22 protein-coding genes and 1 riboswitch are annotated in these 25,724 nt (G+C 60.2%); of the genes, 11 read left to right on the top strand and 11 right to left on the bottom strand.

Annotation, left to right across the window (positions count from 1 at the left end):
- Window positions 1-243 precede the first annotated feature (243 nt).
- Window positions 244-1,755 carry a hypothetical protein gene (locus JQM66_RS03355; protein WP_235228395.1) on the bottom strand — a complete coding sequence of 504 codons (1,512 nt, stop codon included), beginning with the start codon at window positions 1,753-1,755 and terminating at the stop codon, window positions 244-246.
- Window positions 1,756-2,113: 358 nt separating this feature from the next.
- On the opposite strand from JQM66_RS03355, the gene JQM66_RS03360 reads away from it, so the two are divergent.
- The 4 genes from JQM66_RS03360 (at window position 2,114) to JQM66_RS03375 (ending at window position 6,839) form a co-directional block, all read left to right on the top strand.
- A complete protein-coding gene (locus tag JQM66_RS03360) occupies window positions 2,114-2,479 on the top strand; it encodes an Hpt domain-containing protein (protein ID WP_235228396.1) in 366 nt (121 codons plus the stop codon).
- A 128-nt stretch (window positions 2,480-2,607) separates the two neighbouring features.
- The gene (locus JQM66_RS03365; RefSeq protein ID WP_235228397.1) at window positions 2,608-5,190 is read left to right on the top strand and encodes an EAL domain-containing protein; all 2,583 of its coding nucleotides are present in this window, start codon (window positions 2,608-2,610) and stop codon (window positions 5,188-5,190) included.
- A 166-nt stretch (window positions 5,191-5,356) separates the two neighbouring features.
- On the top strand, window positions 5,357-5,566 hold the full coding sequence (locus JQM66_RS03370) for a response regulator (protein WP_407945999.1): 210 nt from the start codon (window positions 5,357-5,359) through the stop codon (window positions 5,564-5,566).
- Between the two features lie 526 nt (window positions 5,567-6,092).
- Window positions 6,093-6,839 carry a glycerophosphodiester phosphodiesterase gene (locus JQM66_RS03375; protein ID WP_235228398.1) on the top strand — a complete coding sequence of 249 codons (747 nt, stop codon included), beginning with the start codon at window positions 6,093-6,095 and terminating at the stop codon, window positions 6,837-6,839.
- 44 nt (window positions 6,840-6,883) lie between these two features.
- Here the strand turns inward: JQM66_RS03375 and JQM66_RS03380 are convergent, their stop codons facing one another.
- The 7 genes from JQM66_RS03380 to JQM66_RS03410 form a co-directional block, all read right to left on the bottom strand.
- Window positions 6,884-7,654: an HAD family hydrolase gene (locus JQM66_RS03380; RefSeq protein ID WP_235228399.1), complete on the bottom strand. Its 771-nt coding sequence runs from the start codon at window positions 7,652-7,654 to the stop codon at window positions 6,884-6,886.
- A 22-nt stretch (window positions 7,655-7,676) separates the two neighbouring features.
- On the bottom strand, window positions 7,677-8,714 hold the full coding sequence (locus tag JQM66_RS03385) for an endonuclease/exonuclease/phosphatase family protein (protein WP_235228400.1): 1,038 nt from the start codon (window positions 8,712-8,714) through the stop codon (window positions 7,677-7,679).
- A gap of 18 nt (window positions 8,715-8,732) precedes the next feature.
- Window positions 8,733-9,746, bottom strand: a complete 1,014-nt coding sequence (locus tag JQM66_RS03390) for a LacI family DNA-binding transcriptional regulator (protein WP_235228401.1) — start codon at window positions 9,744-9,746, stop codon at window positions 8,733-8,735.
- Window positions 9,724-10,407 (bottom strand): hypothetical protein, encoded by a 684-nt coding sequence (locus JQM66_RS03395; protein ID WP_235228402.1) that lies wholly within the window; start codon window positions 10,405-10,407, stop codon window positions 9,724-9,726. Before JQM66_RS03395 ends, JQM66_RS03390 begins: the two co-directional genes overlap by 23 nt.
- A gap of 107 nt (window positions 10,408-10,514) precedes the next feature.
- Entirely contained in the window at window positions 10,515-11,753 is a 1,239-nt protein-coding gene (locus JQM66_RS03400) for an ABC transporter substrate-binding protein (protein ID WP_235228403.1), read from the bottom strand.
- Window positions 11,754-11,817: 64 nt separating this feature from the next.
- Window positions 11,818-12,939 carry an ABC transporter ATP-binding protein gene (locus tag JQM66_RS03405; RefSeq protein ID WP_235228404.1) on the bottom strand — a complete coding sequence of 374 codons (1,122 nt, stop codon included), beginning with the start codon at window positions 12,937-12,939 and terminating at the stop codon, window positions 11,818-11,820.
- Between the two features lie 26 nt (window positions 12,940-12,965).
- Window positions 12,966-14,831 (bottom strand): ABC transporter permease, encoded by a 1,866-nt coding sequence (locus JQM66_RS03410; RefSeq protein ID WP_235228405.1) that lies wholly within the window; start codon window positions 14,829-14,831, stop codon window positions 12,966-12,968.
- A 390-nt stretch (window positions 14,832-15,221) separates the two neighbouring features.
- Here JQM66_RS03410 and JQM66_RS03415 point away from each other — a divergent pair, with 390 nt between their 5' ends.
- The 5 genes from JQM66_RS03415 (at window position 15,222) to ribH (ending at window position 20,106) form a co-directional block, all read left to right on the top strand.
- The gene (locus JQM66_RS03415) at window positions 15,222-16,265 is read left to right on the top strand and encodes a LacI family DNA-binding transcriptional regulator (RefSeq protein ID WP_235228406.1); all 1,044 of its coding nucleotides are present in this window, start codon (window positions 15,222-15,224) and stop codon (window positions 16,263-16,265) included.
- 124 nt (window positions 16,266-16,389) lie between these two features.
- Window positions 16,390-16,504: riboswitch (FMN riboswitch) on the top strand.
- Window positions 16,505-16,657: 153 nt separating this feature from the next.
- Window positions 16,658-17,758 (top strand): bifunctional diaminohydroxyphosphoribosylaminopyrimidine deaminase/5-amino-6-(5-phosphoribosylamino)uracil reductase RibD, encoded by a 1,101-nt coding sequence (gene ribD, locus JQM66_RS03420; RefSeq protein ID WP_235228407.1) that lies wholly within the window; start codon window positions 16,658-16,660, stop codon window positions 17,756-17,758.
- Window positions 17,739-18,386, top strand: a complete 648-nt coding sequence (locus tag JQM66_RS03425) for a riboflavin synthase (RefSeq protein WP_235228408.1) — start codon at window positions 17,739-17,741, stop codon at window positions 18,384-18,386. Before ribD ends, JQM66_RS03425 begins: the two co-directional genes overlap by 20 nt.
- A gap of 12 nt (window positions 18,387-18,398) precedes the next feature.
- On the top strand, window positions 18,399-19,601 hold the full coding sequence (locus JQM66_RS03430; protein WP_235228409.1) for a bifunctional 3,4-dihydroxy-2-butanone-4-phosphate synthase/GTP cyclohydrolase II: 1,203 nt from the start codon (window positions 18,399-18,401) through the stop codon (window positions 19,599-19,601).
- 37 nt (window positions 19,602-19,638) lie between these two features.
- A complete protein-coding gene (gene ribH / locus JQM66_RS03435) occupies window positions 19,639-20,106 on the top strand; it encodes a 6,7-dimethyl-8-ribityllumazine synthase (RefSeq protein WP_235228410.1) in 468 nt (155 codons plus the stop codon).
- Between the two features lie 175 nt (window positions 20,107-20,281).
- Here ribH and JQM66_RS03440 read toward each other — a convergent pair whose 3' ends face one another.
- The 3 genes from JQM66_RS03440 to JQM66_RS03450 are packed head-to-tail and all read right to left on the bottom strand — an operon-like array spanning window position 20,282 to window position 23,647.
- Window positions 20,282-21,808: a PhnE/PtxC family ABC transporter permease gene (locus tag JQM66_RS03440; protein WP_235228411.1), complete on the bottom strand. Its 1,527-nt coding sequence runs from the start codon at window positions 21,806-21,808 to the stop codon at window positions 20,282-20,284.
- On the bottom strand, window positions 21,795-22,559 hold the full coding sequence (gene phnC / locus JQM66_RS03445) for a phosphonate ABC transporter ATP-binding protein (protein WP_235228412.1): 765 nt from the start codon (window positions 22,557-22,559) through the stop codon (window positions 21,795-21,797). The genes JQM66_RS03440 and phnC overlap by 14 nt, the downstream gene beginning before the upstream one ends.
- A 26-nt stretch (window positions 22,560-22,585) precedes the next feature.
- Entirely contained in the window at window positions 22,586-23,647 is a 1,062-nt protein-coding gene (locus tag JQM66_RS03450) for a phosphate/phosphite/phosphonate ABC transporter substrate-binding protein (protein ID WP_235228413.1), read from the bottom strand.
- Window positions 23,648-24,204: 557 nt separating this feature from the next.
- On the opposite strand from JQM66_RS03450, the gene JQM66_RS03455 reads away from it, so the two are divergent.
- Together JQM66_RS03455 and JQM66_RS03460 are read left to right on the top strand one after the other, a co-directional pair.
- A complete protein-coding gene (locus tag JQM66_RS03455) occupies window positions 24,205-25,218 on the top strand; it encodes a 4-hydroxythreonine-4-phosphate dehydrogenase PdxA (RefSeq protein ID WP_235228414.1) in 1,014 nt (337 codons plus the stop codon).
- 29 nt (window positions 25,219-25,247) lie between these two features.
- Window positions 25,248-25,712, top strand: coding sequence for a tripartite tricarboxylate transporter TctB family protein (locus tag JQM66_RS03460; protein WP_235228415.1), 465 nt, complete (start codon window positions 25,248-25,250; stop codon window positions 25,710-25,712).
- Window positions 25,713-25,724 lie beyond the last annotated feature (12 nt).

Here is a 25,724-nt window from a genome sequence, read left to right on the forward strand (position 1 = left end):
AAGGATTTTTTTATTTTCCCGGAGATGCCAGACCGGCTGCGTCTTGTACAGAATTTGAAGAAAGCCAGCGGTGCAATATGGAAAAAATCGGGATAAAGGGTCCGGCAGAGGCCGGGGTGAACGTATTTTTTCAGTATGGCTCCTCCATCTTTCAGGCATCAAAAATGAGCGGAGCATCCTGGATGCTCCGCTCACTTCATAACAGCAGTTCTGCGTTTTGGGCAGATGGACACGTGGGTACCGTCAGTTGCTCAGCTCCTGAATCAGGCCCCGCAGCTCCATTCGGGCCTTCTCCCGGTGAATGCCGTCATAGCCGGCGGCCTCGGCCCGGCGGAGCAGATGCTCCCGGAAGGCGGTGACCATTGGGGGGCGGCGGACGTCCAGGGTCATCAGCGGCTTTGCGGTGCGGACGATCAGGGCGATGTGGCCCTCGTTGACGAACAGGTCATAATCCGGGTATTCCTTTTCGTTCAGCGGTACGAAGAAATAATTTTCGTACTGCTCCATGAGCCGCAGAATGTTTTTCAGGTGGAGGCAGTAGGTCTCGGGAGTGTACCAGGGCTGGCCGGAATAGTCCTTTGAGGAGGACCCCACAGGCGCATGGCCGCTGCGGACCTCCTCCGCGGTAAACAGGCGGCACATATCAATAAAGGGCACCTGCTCCAGCTTGCTCTCAAAATTAGAAACGTTATCCAAATAGATCTGGAAAGTACTTCTCCATGTTTCGTGCTCCGTCTCCCGGGTGTACCGCTCCAGCAGCTCTGGGGGCATGCTGGTGAGGGAGAGGCAGTTGATCAGCTGGACGCTCTCTCCCCGATGCTCAAAGTAGTCCCGGAAGCTGGGATAGGACTCTCCGAAATTCCGGTATACGTCCAGCGACGGCCGGCAGAGGGAGAGATGTTCCCGGAACTGCTGCTCAAAGGCTGCCACCAGTTTGAGATCGGTGGAGAACATGGTGATGTCGCTGGTACTGCCGGCTGCCACAGAGCACGCGTACTGCACACAGCATCCGGGCACCACGATCATGGAGTGGCGGTAAAGGTTGCCGCGGAGCCGGGGATAGTAATAGACCTTGGCCTGTCCTGTGGCGTATACGGGCAGCCAGAATTGCAGCGATTCCGTATAACGGTTGATAAAATTCAGAGGGGGCATGATCTGCAAAAAGTTGAAACCCTGTTCTGCCGAATGCAGCAGCCAGGTCTGGACCTGTCTGGTCAGAGAATAGTTGGACAGCAGCCACTCCAGGTTGTCGTCCACTACCGCCATGATGGTGCCCGGCGTCTCCAGTCTCCGGCTCTCCTGCATGATCCGGTTCATGGCCTCCTGACGGCCTGCCTCCCCGTAGAAAAACCGGGTCTGGTTTCCCGAAGCGGAGGTTAGGGTGGGAAGGGGCGGCGAGTCCTGGGACTGAGTGGGAAAGGCTTGGATGCCGGAGAGGAACGTGTCGGTGATGGGGCGATCTCCCTGGAGCCAGCTCTCAAGACTGGAGGCCAGTGCCTCCACGGGCATGCTGGGGCTGATGGACGCCTGCCCCAGCATTTCAGACAGGGCCTGGCGCTGAAATGCCGCAGAACTGCGTCTGGCGAAGAAGGCGCCCATCTTCCGGGCCTGGGCAGGATTTTTGGACAGCTTCCGTTTGCCTGTGCGCATCAGGCTGATGAGAGAGGGGTCCACCCCCAATTCTGCGGCAAGTTCCTTGTTGCTGGTCTCCGTGATATGCATGAGAAAGGACAGCTTTTCGGCAAACGGCATCATAATACTCACTCCTTTGCTGCATTATATATGCATCTTATCACTTATACAAGAGAAAAATGTAAATTTAAGTGACATTAGTTCCAAAATACATTGATTTTCGACATGTAGTCTGCTAATATATGCTATATATAATGATAAAATTGGGAGTAATTTTGTCATTTTGGTTGACTTTTGTCATCAAAAATGACAGTTTTGCTGCTGAAGACAGCAAGGGAGACTGTCCTGATCCGGAGCCTGAGCACCAGGCAGGAATGAGGACTGACATAGAGCCTTTTGTAAAAAATGGAGACAATCTCTGGATGCCCCGGTGATGACTGCACATACCGCAGCGGGGCAGACAGACGGGGGGAAGAACTGTATGACAATGGGAGAATGCTATCAACAGCTGGGTGGGAACTACGCGGAGGTAAGCGCCCGGCTCCCCAGCCTCAGACTGGTGGAGAAGTTCGTGGGCAAATTCCGGGAGGACAAGAGCTTTGAGATGCTCTGCGCCGCCATGGAGATCGGAGATCGGGAAGCGGCTTTCCGGGCTGCCCACACGCTGAAGGGCGTTTGCGCCAATCTGAGTTTCACCCGGCTGCTGGATTCCGCCTCCCGCCTGACGGAGGCTTTGCGCCCGCCGGCGGACACCATCCCGGCCGGCGCTTCGGCGCTGCTGGAAGAGGTTCGGCGGGACTATGAGGAGACGGTCCGGGCCATTCGGTCCTACACGGAGGGGAACTGACCGGAAACGGAAGATCCCACCGTTTTTTCTATCGCATTGACACTGAAACAAGCGGCGGAGGTGACCCTCCGCGACCTGCGGCATTTCACATTTCATTTTAGAGATCGAGATAAAAGAGGGATACAAGTATGCTTCCGAAGAGACAGATATTGGTGGTAGAAGATAACCCGCTCAACCGTGAGATGCTGCTGGAGATCCTGTCCGGACAATATGCGGTCCTGGAGGCGGAGAACGGCCAGGAGGCACTGGACGTGCTGAAAGCGCACGCGGATAACATCGCCGTGATCCTGCTGGATGTGATGATGCCCGTCATGGACGGCTTTACCTTTCTGGAGAAGATCAAGGCAGACGCCGAGTTGTCGCTGATTCCGGTCATCGTCATGACCCAGAGCGACAGCGAGGCGGACGAGGTGACGGCCCTGGCTCACGGCGCCACGGATTTTGTGCCGAAGCCCTACCGTCCCCAAGTGATTCTGCACCGGGTGGCCAGCATTATCAACCTGCGGGAGACCGCGGCCATGGTGAATCTGTTCCAGTATGACCGCTTGACCGGGCTGTACAGCAAGGAATTCTTCTATCAGAAGGTCCGGGAGCGGCTGCAGGAAGACCCGGACGGGGCATACAGCATCGTCTGCTCCAATATTGAGAATTTCAAGCTGTTCAACGACACCTTCGGCGTTCCTGCGGGAGACCGACTGCTGCAGGAGGTGGCCGGTATCACGCGGCAGATGGTGGGACCGTCTGCGATCTGCGGCCGCTTCAGCGGCGACCGGTTCGTGTGCCTGCAGGAGCGCGAACAGGAGATCCTGGACCGGGCTTCTTTTGATCCGGAGCGGAAGGAGCTGGCGGAGGGCCGGAACGTGGTGATGAAGTGGGGCATCTATCAGATCACGGACCGTTCCGTGCCGGTGGAGCAGATGTGTGACCGGGCCATGCTGGCCGCGGACAGCATCAAGGGCCAGTACAACCGCCACTTTGCCGTCTATGATGATGTCCTCCGAAACAAGCTGCTGCGGGAGCAGGCCATTACCGAGGCCATGGAGACCGCGCTGCAGAGTGGCCAATTTATGGTCTACCTCCAGCCGAAATACAGCCTGCGGGATGACTGTCTGTCAGGAGCGGAGGCGCTGGTGCGCTGGGTCCATCCGGATCTGGGCTTCCTGTCACCCGGGGAGTTCATTCCCCTGTTTGAAAAAAACGGCTTCATCACCCGGCTGGACCGGTATGTCTGGGAGAGCGTGTGCGCCACGCTCCGGGACTGGCGGGAAAAAGGGTATCCCCAGATTCCGGTGTCGGTCAACGTCTCCCGGGCGGATGTCTATCAGTCCGACCTGACGGATACGCTGCTGGGGATCGTCCGGAAATACGGCGTAAAGCCCGCCCAACTCCATCTGGAGTTGACGGAGAGTGCTTATACAGAGAATCCGGGGCAGATTCTCAGCACGGTGGAACGACTGCGGAAGCTGGGCTTCATCATCGAAATGGATGACTTCGGCAGCGGCTATTCTTCGCTGAACATGCTGAATCAAATGAAGCTGGATATCCTGAAGCTGGATATGAAGTTCATCCGGAGCGAGACGGCCAAGCCCGCGGATCAAGGGATCCTGCAGTTTATTGTGCGGCTGGGCCGCTGGCTGAACCTGAGCGTGGTGGCAGAGGGCGTGGAGACCCGGGAACAGCTGGAGCATCTGAGGGAGATCGGATGCGACTATGTCCAGGGCTACTTCTTTGCCAAGCCCATGCCTGTCGGTGAATTTGAGGCGCTGCTGAAGACGCAGGTCTCCAAGTATCTGACGCCGCCGGTAGCGTCTGAGGAGCACAAAAGCAGTCTTCTGAAGCTGCTGGTGGTGGATGAGGATGCCGGATACCGTGAGAGTGTCCGACAGACCTTTGCGGGTCAATACCAGGTGCTGGAGGCTGCCGGTGAGTCGGATGCCCTCGCCTGCGTCATGCAGGGTGGCCAGCCTCCCGTCGCGGCCATGATCCTGAGCGCGACGCTCCCGGAGGAGGGCGCTTTCCGCCTGCTGAAAGCCATGCGCCAGGACCCGGTCCTCTGGAGAATTCCGGTTTTAACCACGGTACCTCAGGGCAGGGATGTGGAGAGACTCTGCACGGAGCTGGATACCGATGATTTCCTGTGCAAGCACCATCCGCTGAGCGATTTGCGCAGAAGGGTGCGCTACCTGCTCAGCATGGCTGCCCACCAGGAGCAGGAGCAAAAGCTGAAAGACGAGGCTTGCCGGGATTACCTGACGGGACTTTTGAACCGGCGTGGTTTCTATGCCGCGCTGGACGCTCTGCGCCAGGAGGACCTGCCTGTGGCGGTGTATCTCTTTGACCTGGATGATCTGAAAAAAGTCAATGACCAGTACAGCCATGAAGCGGGAGACGAAATGCTTCGCTTCTTCAGCGATCTGCTTCGCCGCCAGACCCGGAAGGAAGATGTCCTCTGCCGCTACGGCGGAGACGAGTTCGCGGTAGTTCTCCGGCGGATCAGTTCGCTGCCCACCATTCTGCGCAAGGGTGAGGAAATCTGCCGGGAATTCCATGAGTTCTTACTGCCCAACGGCTTCCATGCCGCCTGCTCCGGGGGGATCACCTTTTGCGGTGCGGATGAACGGCCTTCGGCGAAGCTGCTGGAACAGGCGGATGCGGCGCTGTACCAGGCCAAGAGGCAGCATAAGGGGAGCTGCTGCCTGTGGGAGAAGTAGAAGACTGCATGGAGAACGGTTTTGAAACGGCAGATGCCGGTGATGAACGGTCACCTGCCAAAGCCCATTGCGATGGATGAGGTCGTAAAGGCCATTGCGCGGAATCTGCATCGCTGTGCGCAGATTCCCAATAGTTGTACAAACCGGGAGAAAGGAGATGCCGGTTATGGATGGCTACGGGGCGACCCGGGCGATCCGTGCGCTGGAAGATCCCGCACTGGCCGGAATTCCCATTCTGGCCATGACCGCCAACGCCTTTGACGAGGATCGAAAGGCGGCGGCTGCTTGCGGTATGGATGGCTTCCTCTCCAAGCCCATTGATCTGGCGGAAGTTGTACAGACCTTGCAGAACGTGTTTGGACACGAAAAGGCATGAAGTGAAGAGAAACCGGAAGAAGGCGGCTGTGCGTAGACAGCAAAAGCTGTTTTCCGGCAAATATGGCCGAAGGTATCCGGCGCATGATCCGGCGGATACCTTCGGCATGATTTTTTATGGATATTATGATGCCGGAGATGAACGGCTATGATGCTGCAAGCGCGGATGTCCGGATAGACAGGGTGGGCGCGGAGAAAATGGAAACGAACCGCATGGAAGAAACACAAGAATCCCGGTTCAGGCCTGCAGGAATTCTGCGACATGGAGCAGCTATATCATCGGCAGAGATTTCTATGCGGCATCACAGGAGCGTTGAGCCGCGAAGAAAGAACGCCCCCGGAACATGCAGTACGCATCACGTGCGGCCCATAGCCTTCTCCATATGATATCCGCCTCCGCGGGCACGGGCAGTGCGGCTTTCGTTGCAATTTTTACAGAGCGTGTATATAATACGGATGATAAACTGTCGGCAAAAGGCGCAGAGCGGCATGGTCATGCGCTTTTGCCGCTCAAAGGAGCAAACTCTATGAAACGCCCTCTGCTATTCGCCCACCGGGGCTTCTCCGGTATCTATCCCGAAAACAGCCCCTTGGCGTTCCGCATGGCTGCGGAAAAAACAAATGCCGACGGCATTGAGAGCGATGTCCACCTCTCAAAGGATGGTCAGCTGGTCATTTTCCACGACGCCTCCGTGGAGCGCACCTCCAACGGCACCGGCTTCATCCGGGATCTGACCTATGCCCAACTGCTGGAGCTGGACATCGGCGCCTGGAAATCCCCGGAATTTGCCGGCCAGCACATCTGGACCCTGGGGCAGCTGCTGGACTTCTGCCGGGAGGCCCGGATGCTCCTGAACCTGGAGCTGAAAAATTACGAGGTCTTCTACGATGGCCTGGAGCAGCGGGTCATTGACGAGGTCTGCGCCCGTGGGATGCAGGAACAGGTCTTTGTCTCCTCCTTCAACCACATCTCCATGCAGCGGTTCAAGGACCTGTGTCCGGAGATCGAAACGGGGCTGCTGTATGATAAACCCCTTCTGGACATGGAGCACTACCTTCTGCCCTCCAACGCCGACAACATGCACCCCCGCTACATGCTGCTGCAGTACCAGCCGGAGCTGATGGACCTGTTCCACAGCCGGGGCATGAAGGTGAACACCTGGACAGTGAACGACGAGGCGGATATGCTGGATATGATCCATCGCGGCGTGGACGGCATCATCTCCAACTACCCGAACCTGCTGTGCCGCGTGGCGGATCAGATCTGCGGCTGAACACAGAACAAAGCCCCCGGAGCGTTGCTCCGGGGGCCTTTGCCTTATTTCAGTGCCATGGCGGGGTTTTCCCGGTCCAGCCAGGCCAGGAACTCCTCAAAGTTCTGAATGACCACGTCGGGTTTCTCCGACTCCGCGATGGGGATACCCACATCCTTCTGGGCGGTGAGGAAGGAGTATATCTGCGCCGCCCGGCCGAAGCCGGCCCGCTTGGCGCCGATGATGTCCCGGGAGACCGTGTCACCCACATAGACGCAGTTCTCCGGCCTACAGCGCATCTGCCGCATGGAGATGCGGAAGATCTCCGGATGGGGCTTGCGGTAGCCGGTGACACTGGAAACAGTTACATCCTCCATGTAGTCCCGGATGCCGTACTCCTCCAGCACGTTGAACACATTGTAGAGAGACGCGTTGTTGGAAATCACGCCGATGTGGTAGCCGCGGGCCTTCAGGCCGTCCATCAGTTCCTTGACGCCGGGCCGCAGCTCCCGGTGATAGTAGGTGATCTCCCAGAGGTTTGCCAGCTCCTCCGTGATGGGAAGCAGCTTTTCACGGTCGAAGCCGAAGGACTTCAGGTAATAGTCAGGCCAGATCTCCTCGGGCTTTGCCTCCAGCATGTTGCCCTCGCTCCAGCGTTTGTAATCCTTGACGCCGGCCAGGACCCGCTCCTGAAATTCCTGATCCGTGCAGCCCGGCTCCAGGCCGTTGGCCCGCAGGACAGCCTTCAGCTTTTCCATCACGTCGGCGACGGTCTCGTCGTTGTACCAGATATCCTCCAGGGTACCGCCCATATCAAACAGAACTGTGTTCAGCATAGCATGATCTCCTATCTCTCTTTTATCTCGGGAGGGCGCAGCTGGCCCAGACGGCGTTGTGGTCGGAGAGCTCCTGGCCGCCGAAGGCCTCCAGCGCGGATCCGGGGACGGCGAAGGGCCAGGTTTCGCGGCAAGTGGAAATGGTGCGGCTGTCCGTAGGCTCCAGGTCCCGCAGCAGCAGCCAGTCCAGACGCAGGTCCAGGTGTCCGCCGCCGGGCAGGGGCTTGCGGCGGGTCAGGATGGGATGGTCCGGCATGGCCTTGTAGCCGGCCTTTTCCGCGGCAGGCAGGCAGCCCTCCCAAGCGGCCACGTCCTCCAGGCAGCGGCGCTGCAGCTCCGGACTGCCGGCGATCTCCTGGATGGCGTCCTTGTCCCGGCCGTCGAAGGTATTGGTGTTCAGGTCGCCGCCCAGCGCCGCCGGCATTCCGGCAAACATCTCGTCAGCGGCCTTCAGAATGGTTTCCAGCTGTTCCTGGCGGCCGGGGCCGTGGGTGCGGTTTTCCAGATGGATGGTGCCCACGCCCACGCTCTTGCCGTTCACGTCCAGCTCCGCCAGAATGGCGAGGCGGCCGCCGATACGGCGCTGACGGTCAAAGTACCAGTTGTACTGCTCCGGCAGGCGGACGACCTTCGCCTGCTTGATAGGCCAGCGGGAGAAGATGGCGTTGCCGTGGAAGCCCTTGGCGTCCTCGCCGTTCACCAGTTCGATGAACTCCAGGCCGAACACGTAGTTCATACCCAGGCGCTCCGCCAGTTCTTTTGTGGTATCCTTCTGGCCGGAGCGGACGCAGCCGTCATCCAGCTCGTTGGCAAGGATCACATCAAAGGGCCGGACCTCCGGGCAGTTCTCCAGAAAGTCACCCAGCTCCGCCAGGTGTACGCCCCGCTCCATGTTGAACACCAGGACTCCCAAAGAGTCCGGTGCCTGTTCGGGCGCAGCGGCGATGTTGTGAATCTCCGCCTGGGAAAATTGAGGGATCATGGCCATGACCTCCTCCTGGGAGGCGTGGTCCAGCAGCGCGCCAAGGCGCTGGCGTTCGTCATTGGGAAGTCCGTTCATGGGATATAAGGTCCTCCTTTATCTGTTGGTTTGATGCCTGATACAGGTGGAGCGGATGACCAGCTCCGGTTCCAGAATATCCGCCGTGTGTTGGTCAGAGCCGTTGATCTGCTCCAGCAGCCGCTCCACTGCCAACTGTCCCTGCCGGTACTTATGCTGGGAGACAGTGGTCAGGTCGATCCGGGGTAGTGCCCCAAATGCAATATTATCATAGCCTACTACGGACAGGTCCTCCGGGATGCGGACACCTCGCTGCTCCGCCGCCTCCAGGATCTTCAGGGCGGTCATGTCCGAGTAGGCAAAGATGGCATCCGGCAGAGGACCCTTCAGCAGCTCCAGTGCGGTCTCATAACTCCATTGGCGCATGAGGCTCACATCGGGAGGCGCAGGCAGCTCCCGGCCCTCCAGCCCTGCCTCCGCCAATGCCCTGCGGAACCCCCGGATGCGCTGCGCCCGGGTGCGGGAGGTGGTCCGTCCCCCCAGGAACAGGATGTCCCGGTGACCCAGGAGAATGAGATAGCGGGCGGCGGCATAGGCACCAGCCTCGTTGTCCGTCATTACATAGTTGAGGCTTTCATCATGGTTGGCGCCCAGGTAGACGCAGGGCAGTCCCCTCAGGATTTCCCGGTGGCAAAGCTGGCTTTCCGGAGAGACCGGGTTCACCAGGATGCCGTCCACCTGACGGGCCACCAGGTTTTCAATGGCACGCAATTCCCGGTCCTTTTTGCGCAGGGAATTGCTCAGAAACACCCGGTAGCCGTGGGCCGCGGCGGTCTCCTCAATAGCGGTGGCCATGTCAGAGAAGTAGGGGTTTGAAATATCGGGAAGCACCAGGCCGATGGTGTGGGTTGCGTGACCGGCCAGTCCCCGTGCTGCCGCGTTGGGTACGTAGCCCAGCTGGGCACAGGCGGACCGGACCCGCTTCTTGGTTTCGGCGCTGATCTCGGGACGGTTGTCCAGAGCCCGGGAAACCGTAGCGGCGCTGACGCCCGCCAGAGCCGCCACATCTTTAATCGTCGCGCGCTTCTTCATCTTCGTCGTCCTCGTAAAGCAGCATGGCTTCCTCCTGGGCGGAGCGGGACGCAAAGGGGGAGCGGTCCGCCTGCAGGCCGAACATAGCCTCCTCCACCGTAGCCGCAGACTCCGGTTCGGAGGGTTCCGGCGCGGAGTGCCTCGTATCCTTCGACTCCGGGCGGGCAGCCTTTCCGGCGTTTTCTTTTTCCACAGCCTCCCGCAGTTCCTCGGCTATGGTCTTTCTATGGTTCAGCGCGGGGTTGGCGCGCTTGATTTTCAGGTAAATGGGCCACGCCACGGCATTGCCCACCAGCACGGGGGCCAGACCGTAGAGCGTGATGAGGTACAGCATCAGGGGCCGGGCGTCCTCCTCCAGCAGGAAGGCCACGGCGTAAAAAACAAGCAGCAGCACAGCCAGGCCCAGAAAACCGTAAGGAGCCACCCGCTTGTCCTTCAGCAGGAACAGCAGGCAGCAGATCACCGTGCCCAGCACGGCAATGATGAGGGCATGGACCACCACGGTGGCGGCGGTGCTGCCCAGGGAGATGGTGTCGTAGAGCGGCTTTGCCAAAAAAGCGTACAGCAGGCCGAAAACAGCCAGATCCAGCAGGGCCGCGCCAAAGGCGGCCAGGGCCAGGGGACTTTTTCTCCGGTTGAAACGGTCAATAAAAAAACTCATAACAGGCTCCTTGTGAGCGGCAGATCATAGAGTGGAAGCAAGGGGAAAGCGGCGGGCGGGAATCCGCCCGCCGCTTGGTGGCTTACATGTCAGTCAGACTGAAAAACTCAGCCCAGCATCTGCCAGAAGTCGCGCACGGTGTTGTAGTTCACATAGATCTCGTTGGCGTCGAAGGGAGCCACGTTGATCTCGGAATAGGGAGTGGAACCCTTTGCGGGCTCGATATCGTCACGGACAGGCCAGCCGCCCAGGGTGTTGAAGGGCTTGTAGCCGGAGGTGTCGCCGTCGATGCCGCCCATCATGAAGCGGACCAGCAGCTTGGCGGCGGCGGGATGCTCGCAGCCTTCCACGATGTACAGGGTGTTGACAGCGGGGATACCGGTGTCGGGCTCCAGATTCACGGGAGCGAAGACCCAGCCGTTATCCTCGGCCTTGCGCAGCTTGGAGGAGGCGCAGAAGCCAACCGGGGGATCCTTCTGACCGGGAGTGCCGACAGCCTCGGCGATCTCGTCAGAGGAGGCGGTGAAGATGGGCTCGTTGGCGTGCAGGCGCTTCAGGAACTCAAAACCGGCGTTCTCGCAGCCGTCGGACAGCTTCAGCTCCTCGCCGTACAGGTTCTTGTAAGCCTCGGCCAGACGGTCGGGCTCCTCACCCACGCAGAAGCCGGTGATCCAGGAGCCCCAGGACAGGTTGTCCAGAGGATTCTGCATCATGATCTTGCCCTTCCACTGGGGCTCGGTCAGCTGCCAGAGGTTGGTGATGGGGGAACCATCGGGATATGCCTCGGTGTTGTAGAACAGCTGAGTCAGCTCAATGTACAGGGGGGTGGCGGTGGCGGTGTACTCGGGGTCAATGTGGGAGAAGATGTCGGCGGGCTGGTAGTTATAGAACTTGCCGCCCTGGACGTACTCGATGTACATGGAGCCATCCTGGTCCTTGATGTGGACCACGTCAGCGGTGGGGGCACCGGCATCATACTCACGGGTGACCTTCTCCAGCAGCTCGTTGGTGGAGATGTCAAAGGGGACACAGTCGATGCCGGGATACTTTTCCTCAAAGGCAGCCTCGACCTTGGTGCAGCGGGAGGAGATGGAGTACAGGGTCACGGTAGCGCCCTCCTCCAGGGCCTTCTGATACAGTTCCTCGTCGGTCTCATCGGTGTTGTAGATGCCGGACAGCTGCTCCCACTCGGTCAGATCGGACGCGGCGGGGGTCTCGGCGGGAGTCTCGGACTGGGCGGGGGTCTCTGCGGGCTTTTCCTCGGTCTTCTTGCCGCCGCAGGCGGTCAGGCTGAGCAGCATGACCACGGCCATGAGGGCGGCCAGAGCGTTCTTGTGCTTGAACATTTCCTTTTCCTCCTTGATTTCTTCCGTTTTATTTCGCGCGGCATCCGCCGCAGGGGGTACGATCTCAGACGCAGTACTTGATGAGGTTCTCGGTGTTGGTGTCGAACACGTTGATCTTCTTGGGATTGAAGCCCAGATAGACGGTTTCGTCACTGTTGTAGTGGGTGGAGCCCAGTTCCTTCACGGTCAGCATGTCGCCGCCCACCCGAACGGTGACCAGGGTCTCGGAACCGGCGGGCATGCCGGAGTAGACATGGCCCTCGATGCGGTGCTGGTCGTCAGGGGTGCGGGTGATGCTCAGCTGCTCGGGGCGGATGCCCAGGGTCACGTCCAACTTGCCGCTCTGGGGGGCGTCGGGGGTCATATCGGCCCGCTCAAAGGCGACCTGGCCAACGGAGCTCTCGGTGGTCATACCGGCGGCGTCCACCGTGGCGGTACCTTTGATAAAGTTGATGCTGGGGTTACCGATGAAGTCGGCAGTATAGAGGTTGCAGGGGTTGTCGTACAGCTCCAGGGGAGGCGCCACCTGGACCAGCTCGCCCTTACGGAACAGGGCGATCTTGGTGGACATGGTCAGGGCCTCCACCTGGTCGTGGGTCACGTAGATGATGGTGGTGCCGGTTTCGTGGTGCAGGCGCTTCAGCTCGGCCCGCATATCCACGCGGAGCTTGGCGTCCAGGTTGGACAGGGGCTCGTCCAGCAGCAGCAGACGGGGCTCGGACACGATGGCGCGGGCGATGGCAACACGCTGCTGCTGACCGCCGGATAGCTCGGTGGGATAGCGCTTGGCATACTCACCGATCTGCATCCGCTCCAGAGCGCTGGCCACCTTCTTCTCAATAACATCGCTGGCTTCCTTGCGGATCTTCAGGCCGAAGGCCACGTTTTCATACACGGTCATGTGGGGCCACAGGGCGTAGGACTGGAACACCAGGTTCAGGTTCCGCTTGCTGGGAGGGGCAAAATAGGCCTCGGTAGCATTGACCATTTCCTGGCCGTCCATATGAATGAAGCCGTTCTGGGGCTTTTCCAGGCCGGAGACCACACGCAGGGTGGTGGTCTTGCCGCAGCCGGAGGGCCCCAGCAGGGTCATGAAGTCGCCGTCCTCGATGGTCAGGTTCAGGTCCTTCAGGACGTGGTTCTTGCCGTAAAATTTATCGACATTTGTCAGTACGATCTTGCTCATAATTCGTTTTCGTCTCCTTTCTGTTCTCAGCCGGCCATGCTCTTGGCCAGGTCGGCGTCTCCGAAGATGTTAGCCAGCGCGTACACCAGGAACACGATGGAGAACATCACGATGGCCACGCAGTTGGATGCCTGGGGGCAGTTCTGGTTCTGATACTGGAACGCCAGGTAAGGCAGCGTGGAGGTCTTGGGGGTCATGATCAGAATGATCAGGTCCAGTTCCTTCATAATGGAGACGAAGATCAGCATGAAGCCGGAGATGAAGCCACCCTTGGACAGGGGGAACACGATCTTCACAAAGCGCTTGAAGAAGCCGGCGCCCTCGATGGTGGCAGCCTCCTCCAGCTCACCGCTGATCTGCATCATGTTGGAGGTACCGGCACGGGAGGCGAAGGGCAGGTGCTTGACCACGGAGGTCAGGGTCAGCAGGGCAAAGGTGCCGTACAGGGCGGGGATCAGCTCCACACCGAAGATGCTCTGGGGCTTGGAGAACATGGACAGGTAGATGCCGCCGAAGGCCACAGAGGGGATCAGGTAGGGGATGAACACCAGCTGTTCCACCAACCGGCCATGGAGTTTGCCGCGGCCCTTGGCGCAGATGTAGCCCAGCATCTGACCGAAGATGGTGCCGAACACACCGTTGACGAAGGTCAGCTTCAGGGAGTTCCACAGGGACAGCTTGAAGTTGCTGTTCTTGAAGATGCCCGGGACGCCTTCCATGATATCGGGATTACCCTCACCGATCCAGTAGTATAGCGTGAAGTTAGACAGGGAGTAGGTGCCCTCCTTCAGCATGCAGCTCTCGATAATCAGAATGACCACCGGCATGATGATGCCGACGATGAAGAAGATAAACAGGATCACAGTGATGATGGGCTTCCAGCCGACCAGACCGATGGGAGTGGACCGGCCGCCCTTGCCGCCCACGGTGGCATAGGACTTCCGGGTGCCGATGAGCTTCTGGTTGATGAACACCGACAAAGAGGCAATGCAGATCATCAGGATGGCCATGGCGAAGGCCGTCTGGGTGTTCTGGGACTTGCTGTTGGAGTACAGCTCACTGGACAGGGTCCGGAAGCTGACGGGAGCACCCAGATAATTGATGGTGCCGAAGGTGCCGATGGCCTTGGAGAAGGTCAGAATGACGGCGGACAGCATGGCGGGCAGCACCAAAGGCAGGGTGATCTTCCGCAGGATCAGGGTCTTGCTGGCGCCCTGGATCTCGCCCATCTCCTCCAGCTCGGAGTTGATGGAGTTCAGCGCCGCGGAGACCAGCAGGTATGTATAGGCGTAATAGTGCAGCGTCAGCACGATGATGATGGCGATGCGGCCATAGGCGATGGGAGAAAGGATGCTCTCGATCGCGTCATTGGATATGCCTGCGTTCATCATCATGGATGCCACAAAGCCCGGCGCACCGCCGACACGGGGTGTCTTGAACATGGAGAGCCAGGCCTGGGACTTCACCCAGGAGGGGATCATATAGGGGATGATGACCGCCAGGGAGAAGAAGGGCTTGAAGGGCAGGTCGCTGCGGACCATGAGCCATGCCAGGCAGGAGCCCAGGGCGATGGCGCAGACAGACACGCCGAAGCCGATGGTCAGGGAGTTCAGCAGGGGCTTTACCAGCAGGTTCCAGCTCAGGTCGCTGGCCAGCAGCCGCTGCCAATAATAGAAGGTGAATTCGCCGGCAACACCGCCCGGAACAGCCCGCAGGTCACGCTGGGCAAGCCGGAAAGTGGTGGCCAGCATGTCCAACAGGGGAAGGACGATCAGATAGGCCAGCAGGATGATGGCGATCAGCACGATCACATTGTACGGATTGGTGACCACCGCCTTGATTTGGTTCTTCAACCGCCGGGATTTGGAGTAGTTTTGCTCTTGTTGCTTCATTGCGTGGAGACACCCTCTCTCTTTCCTGGATTTTTACCGAAAGCAACGCTATATGAATCAGTAATTTATGCAAACGTTTTCGGCTTTCTGGCTTTACATTAGCATTATTTAGGATGAATTGTCAAGGCTTCCATTGCATTTTTCACATTAGACACTATATATCTGTTCCTTTTTTGTTTAAAATAGATAATGTTCCTTTTGCTTCATTTTTGTTATAATGAATCCAGCGAAAGCGATTTCAGCCGCTTTTCAACGGCATTTCCTTTTGAAATCGGTGAATTTTTGGAGGATTCCCCTTTATTTCTTCACATTCTGGACATGTGGGTATCTTCGTCGGTTCCGACGGCAATGCAAACGTTACCAATCTATATGGTGAAAGGAGGTCCGCTCATGCGGCGTGTGACCATTAAGGATATTGCCCGGATGGCAGGCGTCTCTGTGACCACCGTCTCCCGGGCCCTGAATGATGCCCCGGAGATCAACCCGGAGACCCGGGAGCGGATCCTGGAGCTCTGCCGGAAGGAGGGCTACCGCACCAACCTGCTGGCCCGGAGCCTGATCTCCAGCCACACCAATGTCATCGGCGTCATCCTGTCGGACATCTCTGCGCCCTTTCATGCCGCCCTGGCCCTGCACATTGAGACCTGCGCCGCCCAGTTGGGCTATCAGGTCATGCTGTGCAGCGGACAGCCCGGTTCGGACCGCATCGATCAGCTCTTTGAATTTCTCCTCAGCCAGGGTGTGGACGGCATCCTGCTGGCCAGTGCCAGCAACAGCGCTCTTCCCCTGCTGGAGCACTACCAGTCTGCAGTGCCCACGGTCCTGATCGGTGCCGCCTTCCCCCCCATAGCATCCTCCAAACGTATCAACTCCGTCTGCACAGACAATTATGTGGGTGGCCAGATGGCTGCCCGGTATCTCCACGGTCTGGGCCACCGGAAGGTGGCCTATCTGGGTGTGCGTCAGGGCAGCGATACCCACCAGCTGCGCCACCAGGGCTTCCTGGATGCGGCAGCAGAGCTGGATATGACTGTGGATACCGTCTGGAATCCCGCCAACCACTCTACCTCCGAAAGCGGCTACCAGTTGGCCCGGAACTTCTTTTTGCAGCCCTTCTCCCATACGGCGGTGTTCGCCGCCTCGGACCTGATGGCCCTGGGCATCATGCAGGCAGCCGATGAGCTCGGCATCGCCATTCCGGATCAGCTCTCCCTTCTTGGCTTCGATAATATCGACTATGCCGCCCTGCCCAAGATCCGGCTGACCACCATCTCCCAGCGAACCGAGGCTCTGGCCGCCGCCAGCGTGCGGCTGCTGACGGAGCTGATCCGGCAGAGCGACGGAACGGAGTTTACCCAGTTCCTGCTGACGCCGGAGCTGATCCAGCGGGATACCTGCAGGAGCATTTGTGCAGAGAGTCAAGAGCATTTATAAAGCAAGCGGCCCCGGGCCGCTCACGAACGATCTGATCTGCCATTTTCTTCTTCGGCAAATATACCCGGTTGACAAAAGGGGTTGGCAGCAAGACCTCTCCGGCGTATACTTGCCTCAATTGAATCAGGATCTTCAGGGCGGGGTGCAATTCCCCACCGGTGGTAAAGCCCACGAGCCGCAAGGCATGATTCGGTGAAATTCCGAGGCCGACAGTACAGTCTGGATGAAAGAAGATCGTGTGAACGCAGGGGTCATTATACCTGCGCCCATGGTTTTGCTCTGGAATGTGTTTCATTCCGGGGCTTTTATTTTTCCATGGGCGTGGGCCTTTTTGCCGTATCGCGGTGCCTTGAACGGTCTGTTCAAGGCACTTTTTTCTTTGGAGGTGCACCATGAACGATCTGGACTATATGCGTCTGGCCCTGGAACTGGCGGAACGGGGCCGGGGCTGGACAAATCCCAATCCCATGGTAGGCGCCGTCATTGTCAAGGACGGGCGCGTCATCGGAGAGGGCTACCACCACCGCTGCGGCGGCCTCCACGCCGAGCGGGAGGCCTTCGCCGCCTGCACGGAATCCCCGGCAGGGGCCACTCTGTACGTAACATTGGAGCCTTGCTGCCACCACGGCAGGCAGCCGCCCTGCACGGAGGCCATTCTGGAGGCCGGCATTTCCCGTGTGGTGGTGGGCTCCTGGGACCCCAACCCCCTGGTGGCAGGCAAGGGGCTGTCATTTCTCCGCGCCCACGGCGTGGAGGTGGAAACCGGGGTCCTACAGGAAGCATGTGACGCCCTGAACGATGTCTTTTTCCACTATATCCGCACCAAGCGGCCCTATGTGGTGATGAAATACGCCATGACCCTGGACGGCAAGATCGCCACCCGCACCGGAGCCTCCCAGTGGATCACCGGGGAATCCGCCCGGGAAAGAGTCCATCAGGACCGCCACCGCTATGCGGCCGTTATGGCGGGTGTGGGGACCGTTCTGGCGGACGATCCCCTGCTGACCTGCCGGATGGAGGGCGGCAGAAACCCCGTCCGGGTCATTTGCGACACCCACCTGCGGACACCGCTGGACAGCCAGATCGTCCGCACCGCCCGGGAGGTCCCCACCATCCTGGCCTGCACCGACGGAGCCCGAAGGGCGCCCTATGAGGCTGCGGGCTGCCGGGTGTTCGTCCTGCCGGAGCGGGACGGCCATGTGGACCTCTCCGTGCTGATGGAACGGCTGGGCGCCGCGGAAATTGACAGTGTGCTGCTGGAGGGCGGCGGCACGTTGAACTGGGCGGCGCTGGAGAGCGGCATCGTCCAACGGGTCCAGGCCTATATTGCCCCCAAGCTGTTCGGCGGCAAGGACGCCAAATCCCCGGTGGCGGGCCTGGGCGTGGAGCTTCCTGCTCAGGCGGTGAAGCTGAAAAACACCACTGTCACCCAAATCGGAGAGGACTTTTTACTGGAAGGCGAGGTGGATACGGATGTTCACGGGAATCGTTGAGGAGATGGGCACCATCCGCTCCATCCGGCGGGGCGCCCACTCGGCGGTGCTGTCCATCGGTGCGGCATTGGTTTTGTCTGATTTGAAAATCGGCGACAGCGTGGCGGTGAACGGCGTTTGCCTGACCGCCACCGGCAAGGACAGCGGCGGCTTCACCGCCGACGTGATGCACGAGACGTTGAACCGCTCCTCCCTGGGCGCATTGGTGCCGGGGAGCCGGGTAAATCTGGAGCGGGCCATGGCGGCGGACGGCCGGTTCGGCGGCCACATCGTCTCCGGCCACATCGACGGCACCGGCACCATTACCGCCCTGCGGAAGGACGACAACGCCGTCTGGTACACCGTGCAGGCGACTCCTTCCCTGCTGCGGTACGTCGTGGAGAAGGGCTCCATCACCATCGATGGTATTAGCCTGACGGTGGCGTCTGTGGAGCCGGACCGCTTTTCCGTTTCTATCATCCCCCATACCGCTGCGGTCACCATCCTGGGCCAAAAACGGCCGGGAGATATGGTGAACCTGGAGCCGGACATCATCGGCAAATATGTGGAGAAGCTGCTGCAGCCCCGGACGGAACAGACCAGGTCCGGCGGCATCTCCCTGGAATTTCTGGCAAGCAACGGATTTTAAGGAGGAAGCAATATGGAACAGACTTACTGCACCGTGGAGGAAGCGCTGGAGGAGCTGCGGGCAGGCCGCATCATCGTCACCATCGACGACCCGGACCGGGAAAACGAGGGGGATCTGATCTGCGCCGCCCAGTTCGCCACCACGGAAAACGTGAACTTCATGGCCACCCACGCCAAGGGTCTCATCTGCACGCCTATGAGTGAGGAAGTGGCCGCCCGCCTGGGGCTGGAGCAGATGGTGAAGGTCAACACCGACAACCACTGCACCGCCTTTACCGTATCCATCGACCATGCGGACACCACCACCGGCATCTCCGCCGCGGAGCGGGGCTACACCTGCCGCAAGTGCGTGGACCCCGCCACCCGTCCCGAGGATCTGCGGCGGCCCGGCCATGTGTTCCCACTGATTGCACGGCGGGGCGGCGTGCTGGCCCGGAACGGACACACCGAGGCCACGGTGGACCTGTGCCGTCTGGCGGGCCTTCATCAGTGCGGTCTCTGCTGCGAGATCATGCGGGATGACGGCACCATGATGCGGACCACCGAGCTGCTGGAAAAGGCGCGGGAGTGGGGCCTGAAGGTCATCACCATCAAGGCGCTGCAGGACTACTGCCGCCGCCACGACAAGCATGTAGTGCGGGAGGCTTCCGCCAAAATGCCCATCCGCTTCGGGGATTTCCAGATTTACGGCTACGTCAACGACCTGACCGGCGAGCACCATGTGGCCCTGGTGAAGGGTGATATCGGCGACGGCAGGGAGGTCCTCTGCCGGGTCCACTCCGAGTGCCTGACCGGCGATGTGTTCGGCTCCCGCCGCTGCGACTGCGGCGACCAGCTGGCCGCCGCCATGCGGCAGATCGAGCGGGAGGGCCGGGGCATCCTGCTCTATATGCGGCAGGAGGGCCGTGGCATCGGCCTCATCAACAAGCTGAAGGCCTACGCCCTGCAGGAGCAGGGGCTGGACACCGTGGACGCCAATGTGCAGCTGGGCTTTGCCCCGGACCTGCGGGAGTACTGGACCGGCGCCCAGATCCTCCGGGACCTGGGGGTACGGACCATGCGGTTGCTGACCAATAACCCGGACAAGGTCTACCAGCTCTCCGACTTCGGCCTGGAGATCGTGGAGCGGGTGCCCATTCAGATGGCTGCCACGGCGGAGGACCTGTTCTATCTGCGGACCAAGCAGCAGCGGATGGGTCATCTGCTGGACTACTGATTTGAATCTACAATTAAATTTACAGGAGGAAATTACTATGAAACTGTACGAAGGCAAACTGGTATCCGAGGGCATCAAGGTGGGCATCGTCTGCGCCCGGTTCAACGAATTCATCGTCTCCAGGCTGCTGGGCGGCTGCGAGGACGTTCTGCTGCGCCACGGCGTCCAGCCGGACGATATTTCCGTGGCCTGGGTCCCCGGTGCCTTTGAGATCCCCCTCATTGCCTCCAAGATGGCCAAAAGCGGCAAGTACGACGCCGTCATTGCCCTGGGCGCCGTCATCCGGGGCTCCACCAGCCACTACGACTATGTGTGCAGCGAGGTCTCCAAGGGCGTTGCCAACGTGGCGCTGAACAGCGACATCCCCGTCATGTTCGGCGTCCTGACCACCGACACCATCGAGCAGGCCATCGAGCGGGCCGGCACCAAGGCCGGCAACAAAGGTGCGGACTGCGCCCAGGGCGCCATTGAGATGGTCAATCTGATCCGGGCGCTGGAGGCATAAAACAGGCTGTCATGCCAAAGTCTCTGCCGGTCCCACTCACTGTCTTCCGCGGATGAAATGTTCTTCATTCCAGGCAGCGCCGGAACGTGCAGAAGTGTTTTTGCCTGTAAATCCGCCTGCAGGCGGCAAAAAGGAGGGACTGCGAAAGCAGTCCCTCCTTTTCATTATGACACGTTTACACTTTTCTTCTCCGGCTGCGGTCCGCAATGGTGCCGGAAATCAGCACCAGCACCAGCATACCCAGCAGGTAGGCCGCCGCCTGAGGCCACAGGTAGCCGTTCATGGCAAACAGCAGCGGCGTGCCCAGGCCGCCGGCGCCCACCAGTCCCAGCACCGCCGCCTCCCGTAGGTTCACGTCAAAGCGGTACAAAGCAGCGGACAGCATGGGGCCTTTTGCCTGGGGCCAGACGCCGTGGCGCAGCACCGCCAGACGGCCGCAGCCCATGGTCTCCATGGCCCGGACAGCCCCCAGGTCCATAGCATCCAGAGCGCCGATGTACAGCTTGCAGCACATGGAGACCGACAGGACTGCCAGGGTCAGCAGTCCCGCAAAGGAGCCGGGTCCCGTGACCCGGATGAACAGCAGGCCCGTGACGATAGCGGGCAGGGTCCGCAGGGCCAGGAGAAGCAGCTTCCATACCCCCGCCCGCCAGGGACCGGAAATGTTCCGACTGCCCGACAGAGCAATCGGCACGGACACCACGGCGCCCATGGCCGTTCCGGCCACGGTCATGGCCAGGGTCTCCAGGCACAGGTAGGGCACGCCTTTCTTCGTAAAATTCCACAGCAGGGACCAGTCCGGGTGCAGCAGGCCGGTGAGAATGCCACTGAACACCGTCAGGCCTCCCGCCGTCACCGTGGGAGGCGAGATGGTCACGGCGCTCCAGAGCACCACCGCCGCCCCCAGGCACCACAGACCCCGGCGGGCGGTGCCGGAGATGTGGGTCTTTCCCGCCAGCAGACGCCGCAGCCAGCTGCTGAAGGTCTCCACCGCAAAGACCACACCGTACAGCAGCAGAAGAATGGTGCCCACCCGGCTCCACTCCCGCCAGGCGATCTTCTCATTTAATAAAATGCCCAGACCCCCGGCGCCCACATAGCCCAGAATGGCGGCGTGGCGCACGTTGGCCTCCAATACATACAGCACGTCCGAGAGATATCCCGGCAGCACCTGGGGCAGGCAGGCCCGCCAGAAGGCCCGCCCGCGACCGCAGCCCGCGGCGCACAGGGCCTCCATGGCCCCCAGGTCCTGGTGCTCCACCGTCTCCCAGCCCATGCGGGCCAACAGGCCCAGGGCGTACAGGGCGATGGCGAAGGCCCCGGCGAAAGAGCCGGTTCCCCACACGAAGGAGCACAGCAGTGCCAGCACCAGCACCGGAATGGCCCGCAGCAGGTGGATGAGCCCCCGAAGCGCTGCCGCCGCCCGGGGATGGCCGGAGGCCCGTCCGGAGCACAGCCCCGCCAGAGGCAGGGCCATCAGGGCTCCGGCAAAGGTCCCCAGCAGGGACATCCGCAGGGTGTCCAGCAGGGGCGGCAGCACCTTGGTCAGATACCCCAGGTCCGCCGGGAACAGCTGTCCCAGAATGCGGCCCATCTCCCCGCCCCGCTCCAGCAGGGTGGTCAGGGAAAAGCCGCAAAACCAGGCGCACAGCACCGCGACAGCCGCCGGCAGCAGGGGCCGCAGCCGTTTACTCCGCTTCATGGGCCGTTTCCCCTCCGTAAATGTCCCGCAGTACCGTCTCGGTCACGGCATCGGGCGGGCCGTCGAAGACCACCCGGCCCTGCCGGAGGCCCAGGATGCGGTCCGAATACCGCAGGGCCTGGTCCACGTTGTGGCTGTTCATCAGCACGCTGAGCCCCTGGTCACGCTGCAGCTGCCGCAGCAGAGCCAGCACCTCCTCCGCCCGCACTGGGTCCAGGGAGGCCACCGGCTCGTCCGCCAGCAGCAGCGTACCGCTCTGCATCAGGGCCCGGGCCACCGCCACCCGCTGGCGCTCTCCGCCGGAGAGACTGTCGGCCCGCTGCTGTTCTTTCCCTGCCAGGCCCACCGTGGCCAACAGCTCCCGGGCCCTCTTCCGCTTTTCCTTCGGGAAGTGCCCCAGCAGGACGGACAGCGGGTCCAGCTCCGGCAGGCAGGCGTTCAGCACGTTGGCCTCCGCCGTGGAGCAGCCCACCAGGCAGAAGTCCTGGTAGATCATGCCGATCTTCCGCTGCAGCCGCCGCTTTTTCCGGCCCCGCAGGGCCGCCATATCCGTCCCCTCCAGCAGGATCCTGCCGCTGTCGGCAGTCAGCTGGCCCGTGATGCACCGCAAAAGGGTGGATTTTCCCGCGCCGGAGGGGCCGATGACGGAGACAAATTGCCCCGCCCCCACCGAAAAGCTGACGCCCTCCAGTGCGGCCTCAGAGCCGCCCTGACCAGGGTATGTTTTTCTCAGGTCCCGGATCTCCAGCACGTCATTCACCTCTCAAAAAGTTATGTTCAGCTCAGGGACTTCAGCAGCTCCTGGGCGGCCCGCTCGCCGTCGTAGTCGCTGTCCTGAGCAAAGGCATAGCCGGTATGGGCAAAGGTCTGGATGATGGCCAGGCCCTCTTCCGTCTCGCCGATCTCGATCATGGCCTCGCCGAAGGCCTGCCGGAAGTCGTCGGTCATCACCTTGGAGGCCTTGCTGACGCTGACTGTATCATTGTAAATGCCCTCGGTGACCCCCAGGACGTTGGTCTGCTCCCATACGGAGCCGGTGCCGCCGAATTCACCGGTCCACTGGTCGGCGTACTTGTACTGCAGATGGCCGAAGCCCACGGCGATGTCCGCCTGTCCGGCAGCCAGCCGGGCCATGGAGGTGCTGTAGGAATCAGACTGGATCACATTGGGCAGGTCGCTGATGGTCTTGCCGTAGTGCTCGTTGAGCCACAGGGCGGGATAGATGTAGCCGGAGGCAGAGGAGGCACTCATGACGGTCCAGGTGGCGTCAGACAGCTCCTCCCAGGTCAGCTCCTCCCCGGCGTTGACCTTGGCGGCCAGGGCCCGGCCCTTCTCGCTGGGGCCGGCCAGGATGATGGAACGGTAATAGGTGGCCTTGTCGCCGGTGTATGCGCCGGGGGTGCCGTCGTTCCAGTCGGCGGGATTCTCGGAATCCTTGCTGTATGCGGACCGCAGGGCGCTCAGCAGCACGTCGCAGTCGTCGCTGTACAGGGTGTAGGTGCCGCCGGAGATGAAGCCCACGTCGGCGCTGCCGGCGGAGAGGGCCTCGCCCACGGCCTCATAGGAGGCGCCCACGGAGAGTTCGATATCCTTCACATCATAGCCCTTTTCCAGCAGTTTCTCCTGCAGCATACCGCACAGGGGTTCGGTGGCGGCCATGATGACCTCAGAGGCATCATAGGGGGCAAAGGCGATGTTCAGCTTCTCCACCGCCACGGGTCCATCGGTCTCCGGAGCCGGGTCGGCGGCAGGCTCCTGCTTGGCACCGCAGGCGGACAGTACGCCCGCCAGCATGGTCAGTGCCAGCAGCAGGCTCAGTTTTTTGTACATTTTTTTCATGTCTCGTTCCTCCAGTTTCCTTTTGCACAGCAAAAAGGGCGCAGAAAGCAACACACCCGAGGTGGTGTGCCCCTTCCTGCGCCCTTGTTGGGTGCATTCTCAAAACAGTATTGGACTGGAACCGGGAATTCCCGATTCCGTTGGCTATTATAGGGTACTTTTCCCGGTCTGTCAACCGGTTTCTTCTCTTCCCCCACGCTTTTCCTTATTTTGGTTCTGCGAATTACAAATATTGTAAGCCCATGCAACGTTATCGAAACATTTATTGGTTTCAATAACGTTGCATGGGTCTTATTATGTTTCACTTTGTGTTTCATATCAGCAAAATTAACCATGTAACGAAAAAAGAAAACGTTTAAACCGTCAGTTTTCCTCTTGTTACTTTGCTTAATTTTTCACTATCTTTTAAGCAGAACTGACAAAAAGCAATTCCTTTCCCTGCTCTGCCCGCCTTATACTGTTGTTTTGGCACGATAATTGCTTGTATATTTAGGCAAATAAAATGCAGAAAATGACTTCCGCAAAACACTGAAAATCAGATATGGAGGTATCTACTTATGAGTGAGAAACCCATTCTCGGCGTTCTCCTGGGCAACTCCGCCGGCGTCGGTCCGGAGCTGGTGGCCATGCTGGCCGTCAAAGACTACTACGCTGACTACTGCCGTCCCGTTATCATCGGCGACCTGCGGATGTTCGAGCACGGCCTGAAGGTCGTGGGCGGCGACGTGCCCCACTATGTGATTGACGATCTGAGCCAGTGCGACTGGTCCAAGGGCTATCCCGTGCTGGACCTGAAGGACCAGGATCCCGCCCAGGTGGTCTATGGTGAGGCCAATCAGTACTGCGGCGCCGGTGACCTGCACCAGCTGGACACCGCTATCGACCTGTGCAAGGCCGGTAAGATCGAGGGTTTCGTCTTCGGCCCCTTCCACAAGGGCGCCATGAAGATGGCGGGTATGCATGACGAGAGCGAGCACACCTACCTGGCCAACGCTTTCCAGTTGACCACGCCTTTCTGCGAGGTCAATATGATGGATGATCTGATGACCGTCCGCACCACCAGCCATGTGCCCATCAGCGAAGTCAGCAGCATCATCAATGAGACCACCCTGCGGGAGGCCATCGAGCTGGGCGAGATCACCGGCGAGAGCCTGGGCCACAAGCCCCGCATCGCCGTGGCTGCCCTGAACCCCCACTGCGGCGAGTTCGGCCTGTGCGGCCGCGAGGAAGTGGACATCATCCAGCCCACTATTGAAAAGGTGGTCAAGGAGACCGGTTGGAACGTCACCGGCCCCTACTCTGCCGACACTCTGTTCATCAGCGCTCTGAAGGGCGACTTCGACGTGGTGGTCACCATGTATCACGACCAGGGCCAGATTGCCCTGAAGCTGGTGGGCTTCCAGCGCTGCATCACCGTGGCCGGCGGCCAGCCCTATCCCATCGCCACCTGCGCCCACGGCACCGCCTTTGACAAGGTGGGCAAGGCCAGCGTGACCACCGATTCCTTTGAACGCGCCGTGCGGACCACCGCCAAGATGGCGATGGCTAAGCGTGAAAAAGCCAATGGCTGATATATTTTAACAAGAGAGAGGGAAAAACTTTGGAGAACAAGAAGAAAGGCTTCAACCTGCGGACGGTCATCCCCCTGGCCACGATCATCGTGTCCCTGGTGTTCATCGTCGTGGGTCTGAAGAACTACGGGTTCTGGAACGCCCAGCCCACCCCCGGCTTCTTCCCCATCATCATCGCCGTGGTGCTGCTGGCCTCCAGCATCGCCTGCTTCGTCCAGATCGCCCGTGACAAGAACAGCGACGAGGTCAAGTACAACCGCAACGAGCTGATGGTGATGCTGGGCGCCGCCGGCATCATCCTGTGCACCTTCCTCATCGGCCTGGTGCCCAGCTGCCTCATTTACATCTTCCTCTGGCTCAAGTTCGTGGAGCACGCCCCCTGGAAGGTCATCATCGTCATTGAGATCATCATGGCCGCCATCATCTTGGGTGTGTTCACCGCCTGGCTGCAGATCCGCTTCCCCATGGGTCTGCTGGGCGATCTGATTTTCTAAGGAGGGTCTGAC

Source organism: Oscillibacter valericigenes, assembly GCF_021531915.1.
GTDB lineage: Bacteria > Bacillota > Clostridia > Oscillospirales > Oscillospiraceae > Oscillibacter > Oscillibacter valericigenes_A.